2 protein-coding genes are annotated in these 1,002 nt (G+C 46.2%); both read right to left on the bottom strand.

Annotated elements, in window-relative coordinates; all coding sequences use genetic code 11:
* Nucleotides 1-255: 255 nt before the first annotated feature.
* A complete protein-coding gene (locus tag HKX41_10380) occupies nucleotides 256-804 on the bottom strand; it encodes an ead/Ea22-like family protein (protein ID NNC24544.1) in 549 nt (182 codons plus the stop codon).
* Nucleotides 801-1,002 (bottom strand): TraR/DksA family transcriptional regulator (locus HKX41_10375; GenBank protein ID NNC24543.1); only part of this gene is annotated, 202 nt, incomplete at its 5' end. The genes HKX41_10380 and HKX41_10375, both read right to left, overlap by 4 nt.

Here is a 1,002-nt window from a genome sequence, read left to right as displayed (position 1 = left end):
CGGATCTGCACAACATTGATAACGCCCAATCTTTTTGCTCAGACTCTAACTCATTGATACTCATTTATAAACTCCTTGCAATGTATGTCGTTTCAGCTAAACGGTATCAGCAATGTTTATGTAAAGAAACAGTAAGATAATACTCAACCCGATGTTTGAGTACGGTCATCATCTGACACTACAGACTCTGGCATCGCTGTGAAGACGACGCGAAATTCAGCATTTTCACAAGCGTTATCTTTTACAAAACCGATCTCACTCTCCTTTGATGCGAATGCCAGCGTCAGACATCATATGCAGATACTCACCTGCATCCTGAACCCATTGACCTCCAACCCCGTAATAGCGATGCGTAATGATGTCGATAGTTACTAACGGGTCTTGTTCGATTAACTGCCGCAGAAACTCTTCCAGGTCACCAGTGCAGTGCTTGATAACAGGAGTCTTCCCAGGATGGCGAACAACAAGAAACTGGTTTCCGTCTTCACGGACTTCGTTGCTTTCCAGTTTAGCAATACGCTTACTCCCATCCGAGATAACACCTTCGTAATACTCACGCTGCTCGTTGAGTTTTGATTTTGCTGTTTCAAGCTCAACACGCAGTTTCCCTACTGTTAGCGCAATATCCTCGTTCTCCTGGTCGCGGCGTTTGATGTATTGCTGGTTTCTTTCCCGTTCATCCAGCAGTTCCAGCACAATCGATGGTGTTACCAATTCATGGAAAAGGTCTGCGTCAAATCCCCAGTCGTCATGCATTGCCTGCTCTGCCGCTTCACGCAGTGCCTGAGAGTTAATTTCGCTCACTTCGAACCTCTCTGTTTACTGATAAGTTCCAGATCCTCCTGGCAACTTGCACAAGTCCGACAACCCTGAACGACCAGGCGTCTTCGTTCATCTATCGGATCGCCACACTCACAACAATGAGTGGCAGATATAGCCTGGTGGTTCAGGCGGCGCATTTTTATTGCTGTGTTGCGCTGTAATTCTTCTATTTCTGATCCG

It is taken from the genome of Salifodinibacter halophilus, assembly GCA_012999515.1.
GTDB lineage: Bacteria > Pseudomonadota > Gammaproteobacteria > Nevskiales > Salinisphaeraceae > Salifodinibacter > Salifodinibacter halophilus.
Note: the sequence above shows the minus strand (reverse complement) of the source record. Positions and strands in the feature narration are given on the sequence as shown.